Here is a 5,659-nt window from a genome sequence, read left to right as displayed (position 1 = left end):
CCTTCACCGACGGCCGTCGCTTCCGGGTGCTGGCCGTCGTCGACGACTACACGCGGGAATGTCTGGCACTCATCGCCGACACCTCGCTGTCGGGCCTGCGCNTCGTGCGCGAGCTGGNCGCTGTCATCCGCTGGCGCGGGCGGCCCGCCACGATCGTTTCCGACAACGGCACGGAGCTGACTCCATGGCAGTCCTGCGCTGGTGCCAGCAGACCGGCGTCGAATGGCACTATATCGCGCCGGGTAAGCCCATGCAGAATGCCTTCGTCGAGAGCTTCTACGGGCGCTTCAGGGACGAGTGCCTCAACGATACGCTGTTCTCGACGCTGTCCGAGGCCCGCAGCGCCATCACCCCATGGAAGGAGGATTACAACCACCACAGACCACACTCGGCCCTCGGCAACATGCCGCCAGCCGAGTTCGCAAAGAAATCCACGCTGGAAAAACAGGCCGCATGAGGCCAGAAACGAAACCCAGGACTCTCCCTCAAGCCGGAGGAGAACAGGGTCTCAGGTCAGGTGCAATAGCCTAGGCGATCGCCACGATCAGAGGCCACTTTCCGGGTTCCCGGCCGATCAACACAGCCTTAAGCTTCCGCTCCGCAGGGCGATCCGGTCTGCCGATTCGGGATTCGCCCGCAGGGAACAGCAATGCTGCGTTTGTCGAGTCCGCGACATTGTGGTGTCCGGCTTCTGCTCCCTTCTCGTTAAGCGACTGAAATAAAAGTCGCGAAAATCTTCTCTGCGGCTCACTTCGCGTTGGCACGAATTTTGAGTCTCATGGTCCTGAGACAAGGAACTGCCGGGAGGCATTGATGACGCGGAGCGGCATTGCGATCCGGGGAACGAAGCTAGCAAGCAACCTTGTCAGGTCGGCATCAGATAGTGCGCGTATAAAGGAGGCGTCGAGTTTACCGGCGGGATGCTTGACACAGCAACTCGGATCTACCGGCCGGGTCTGCTTGGGAGACCTAATCCAACAGCTGATCCACGGTCTACATCGCTGGCCGGACCCCGCAGTGTTGGGGTACATCTTCGTTTCCAGGGCAACACTAAATTGCCAATCGGCCTCGGGCCATGAGGGAAGTGTCCGGTGGCATCGGCAGAGGCGACAGCTGGCGCACCGAACCGGCGCTCGACAGCGAGCTGGCTCGCGACCGGCGCTGAATGCTGATTTATGTGGGGCCCGCAGATGAAGCCACTAGTCCTGATCTGTTCGCAGGATGCCGAGTTCTACCTATTCTTCAGTCACGTCCTGGAGGTGGACGGCTTTGCAACCGAGCTGGCCGGTGGCGTCGAGGACGCGATCCAGCAGGCGACGGAGCGCGAGCCGCAGGCTGTTGTTCTGGATTGCCAACCCGCGAGCGCTACCGGCCCGGGGATCTGCGCGCGGCTGAAAGGCGAGCTCCTAACTGACGCCCTGCCCGTGATCGCCCTGATCGCTTCCGGCGCCGAGCACCAACAGCTCGATCTGCTCAAGGCCGGCATTGACGAAAGTTTCCTGCGGCCCTTCGCGCCGGCCAAGTTGCTTGCTTACCTTGGCGCGAAGCTGGGGACGAAGCCGCTGAATTCCAACGGCGGAGGGGATGGAGGGTCGCTGACCTGCGGGGAGCTTGAGATGCGGCTCGGCAGCCATCGGGTACACTGCAACGGCCAGCAGCTCCATCTTGGCCCACTCGAGTTCAACCTGCTACGTCATCTGATGGAAAATCCTGGCAAGGTATGCAGCCGAGACGAACTGGTTGGCGCCGCCTGGCCTGACAACATTCATGTCGGTGCGCGTACTGTCGACGTCCATATCAGCCGCATCAGAAAGGCACTCTCGCCCCACAACGTCATCCGAACCATACGCTCGGCCGGTTATGCGCTCGAAGAGCAGGAAATTTGATCGCGACGATCGTGTCAGCGTGTGTGGTGCACGTCGGCGGAGCAAAAGCTGCTCGCGAGCGCGCCCTCAATAGCGCTGTAGCGAGCGAGCGGCTTTGCGGTGGTCATCGGCGCTGCCGATGGGTCTGATTGCCACACCAAGCGTTGACCGCAATGACTACCGATTAGCGACGACATGATGAAACTGTGCGCTCATGGAGAATGCACCAGACGTCGAACTCTCGCTTGAGATGGTCTGACTGAAGCCAGCAGCCGGGGCCATTCAGGCGAGTGGAGGTCACCACCACTTTCCACGCACAGCGTTTAAAGCGGCATCATGTGACGACGCTTCCCGTGTTTAGATCAGCGGACCCGACGCCCGGCTGACTTGGAGATGCGCCCTGAGCCAACGACATCAGTATTGGTAACGATCGGTGTACAGATCGACGTGTAGCAAGGGGAACCGGAGTCGTGAAATCAAGTGCCCGTCAGCGCGCACCGCTATCGCCGACTCCGGACGAACGGCATATGCGCGACGTGGCGCGTTGCCGGCACTGAGTTCTAACCGCCTCAGTCCAGTGTATGCCGTCGTCCACCGGGCGACGGCATACACTTTGGCTAGGCCGCCTTCGGTGCGTCTCTCAGACTGCGCGCGGCTTTGACCATATTGACGAGCGCCGGACGGACTTCCTCCCATCGACGTGTCTTCAAACCGCAATCGGGGTTGACCCAGATCTGACTGTCGCGAAGGCGCTGGCGCGCCCGCGAGAGCAGGTTCGTCATCTCGTCGACTCCCGGCACCCGCGGTGAGTGGATATCATAGATGCCCGGTCCGATCTCGTTCGGATAATTGAAGCTTTTGAAGGCGTCGAGCAATTCCATCTGCGAGCGCGAGGTTTCGATGGAGATCACATCGGCATCCATCGCCGCGATCGCGTCTATGATGTCGTTGAATTCGGAGTAGCACATGTGCGTGTGGATCTGGGTCACATCGTACACGCCGTCGAAGCGAGGCGAAAGCACTCGATGGCCCATTCGAGATAATGCTTCCATTCGGATTTGCGCAGCGGCAAGCCCTCGCGCAGGGCAGCTTCGTCGATTTGAATCACCTTGGCGCCGGCGCTTTCGAGATCGCCCACCTCGCCACGGAGGGCGAGCGCGATCTGACGGCAAACGACCGAGCGCGCGAGATCGTCGCGTACAAAGGACCAATTGAGAATCGTCACGGGGCCGGTGAGCATGCCTTTAACGGGTTTGTCAGTTAGCGATTGGGCGTATTGCCACCAGCGCACCGTCATGGGATTGGGCCGCGACACGTCGCCAAAGATGATCGGGGGGCGCACACAACGCGACCCGTAGCTCTGCACCCAGGCGCGCTGCGTGAAGGCGAAGCCAGAAAGCTGCTCGCCGAAATATTGCACCATGTCGTTTCGCTCAAACTCGCCGTGCACCAGCACGTCCAGTCCGATCTCCTCCTGCCAGCGGATGGCTGCTTCGATCTCCTTCCTCAGGAATGCCTCATAGTCGACATAGCTCAATTCTCCCTTTGCATGGGCCGCACGTGCATTGCGAACCTCAGGCGTTTGCGGGAAAGAACCGATCGTCGTGGTCGGGAAAGCCGGCAAGCAGAGCCTTTCGTTCTGAAGCCTGGAGCGTTCAGAAAAACCGCTGTTCCTCCGCGTCATACCGTCGTCGACAAAGGCGAGGCGTCCTTCGACCAGCGGATCATGGACCTTCGGGGACGTCAAACGCGCGGCGGCTGCTTGGGTCGAAGACTCCAGCTCTGCTGCAACCGCCTCCCGGCCTTCGGACAAGGCCCGGGCGATCGTGGTCAGTTCGTCTATCTTTTGCCCAGCGAATGCGAGCCACGACTTTACGTCACTATCAAGCCCAGTTTCCAGTTCCAGGTCGATCGGCACGTGCAGAAGCGAACAGGATGGCGCGATCTCCACTCGCTCCAGTGGCCAGCCGGCGACGACCGGCTTGATCCGGTCAAGCATGGGGCGCAGGTTCGCACGCCAGACGTTGCGACCGTCGATCAGGCCAAGCGAAAGCACCAGGTCTTTTGGCGCGAGCCGGCCCACCACCTCCAATTGTTCGGGAGCGCGTGCAAGGTCGAGATGCAGGCCCGCCACAGGAAGCGAAAGAGCGGTCTCGAGATTGCCGTCCAGCCCGCCGAAATAGGTGGCGAGCATGATCTTTAGCGCCGGCGCCGCTTGCGACAGTCGGTCGTAAGCGAAATTGAACGCGTCTTGCTCGTTTGGAATGAGGTCGAGCACGAGCGCCGGCTCATCGATCTGCACCCAGTCGGCGCCCGCGAGTTTCAGTCGGCGCAGCAGCAGCTCGTAAACCGGCAGCAGCCGCGGCAGCAGCGCAACAGGGTTGAAGTCCCGGGTGGGCGATTTGGCCAGCTTGAGGAAGGTGACAGGCCCAAGGATGACCGGGCGGGTGTGAATGCCCAACGCCCTGGCATCAAGGAAGTGATCCAACGGCTTTGACGACGATAGGGCAAAGGCTTGATCGTCGGCGAGCTCCGGGACCATGTAGTGGTAGTTGGTGTCGAACCACTTGGTCATTTCCAACGCTGTCACGGCGTGATCGTGATTGGTATGCCCGCGACCGGCAGCCTCTCCTTGGCTTCCACGCGCCATCGCAAAATAGGTGTCGAGCGAGATTTCCCCCTCGCTCCAGCCATAGCGTGGCGGGACAGCGCCGACCATTGTTGCTGTGTCGAGCACATGATCGTAGAGCGAGAAGTCGTTGGACGGGATTTTTGTCACGCCACGGTCGCGTTGTTCGATCCAGTTCGCGACACGTAGTGCCCGCGCCGTTTCGAGAAGATCGGTAGCGGAAGATTTTCGCGACCAATAGGCCTCAAGCGCGTGCTTTAATTCGCGACGGCGCCCAATACGCGGCACGCCAAGTGTGGCTACAGGAACTTTCCGAGAGAGACATACCATACCCCGATGGTTGGGGCGTGGAGGCAAGGCAGACGTTGGCAACCAGACGAGCCGGTAACCACGCCCACCGAGACACCCCGCCTGTGGACCTTGTTCGCCGTGGCAGGTCTCCTGGCTCGCGGGTCGACACCTTGGCCCGTCTTCCCGAAGCTATACACCTCAGTGACATGAATGGGCTTGGCTCGCCGCTTACAGTTGCGGGGGCAGCGCCGGCATCTTCACCGGCTTCCCTCTTAGCTCCGTTGCAGCCAACCGCATCAGAGAACCATCGACTACTTACATTCGCCGGAGGGGACATTGCTGTCAATCACATAAACAAATCTTTATATCGTTATCCAACTTGGTGCGATAATTGCGAGGTGTCGGGTGATCGCGACCGTCCTTTCGGCCGGCGGCATGCTCAATTTCTTCCGCTTTGGCCAGCCGTATGGACTGTCGCAGGTGCAGACTACCCGTTGTGCCAGGGGTTGACTCCGATCACGCTGGAAGCAACATCTCGGATATACTCGAAGTGAGCTTAGGCAGAGGCAATTCGCTCTCTTTCCCGGGCACTGCGTGACGCCTTGGGGGAACTGATCAGTCTCGGTCGGCCCGCTTGGCGGGGTATCTAAACGATTGCCGAGCTCAACTGCAGCAACATCGCTCATTGATGGAACGAGAATCGAGGACAATTTTCGGCCAGCGCCCGGTCGGCAGCGATGCGAGAAGCTTGATGCCCTCAATCCCAGCCGAGCGGCAAACAACCACCATCATGGAAGCAATGCGTTATGGAAGCACCTGCGCTTTGGCGTCGGCACCTCGATGACACGTTCGAGTTCCTCAATCAGATCCGCAA

The 5,659-nt window shown here is 60.3% G+C and carries 1 protein-coding gene, 2 pseudogenes and 1 riboswitch; of the genes and pseudogenes, 2 read left to right on the top strand and 1 reads right to left on the bottom strand.

Annotation, left to right across the window (positions count from 1 at the left end; all coding sequences use genetic code 11):
- Both M727_RS38600 and M727_RS0132355 read left to right on the top strand, forming a co-directional pair.
- Positions 1-457: pseudogene (locus M727_RS38600) on the top strand (integrase core domain-containing protein); the annotation flags it as partial.
- A 733-nt stretch (positions 458-1,190) separates the two neighbouring features.
- Positions 1,191-1,886, top strand: coding sequence for a response regulator transcription factor (locus M727_RS0132355; RefSeq protein ID WP_027155996.1), 696 nt, complete (start codon positions 1,191-1,193; stop codon positions 1,884-1,886).
- Between the two features lie 596 nt (positions 1,887-2,482).
- On the opposite strand, the pseudogene metE reads toward M727_RS0132355, so the two are convergent.
- Positions 2,483-4,824, bottom strand: a pseudogene (gene metE / locus M727_RS38595) (5-methyltetrahydropteroyltriglutamate--homocysteine S-methyltransferase).
- A gap of 83 nt (positions 4,825-4,907) precedes the next feature.
- Positions 4,908-5,109, bottom strand: a riboswitch (cobalamin riboswitch).
- Between the last annotated feature and the right edge of the window lie 550 nt (positions 5,110-5,659).

Origin of the sequence: Mesorhizobium sp. WSM2561 (assembly GCF_000513915.1) — a bacterium.
GTDB lineage: Bacteria > Pseudomonadota > Alphaproteobacteria > Rhizobiales > Rhizobiaceae > Mesorhizobium > Mesorhizobium muleiense.
Note: the sequence above shows the minus strand (reverse complement) of the source record. Positions and strands in the feature narration are given on the sequence as shown.

Excerpts from the sequence above, each read along its gene's own strand:
- M727_RS0132355 (WP_027155996.1), top strand. The coding sequence starts at position 1,191 with ATGAAGCCACTAGTCCTGATCTGTTCGCAGGATGCCGAGTTCTACCTA.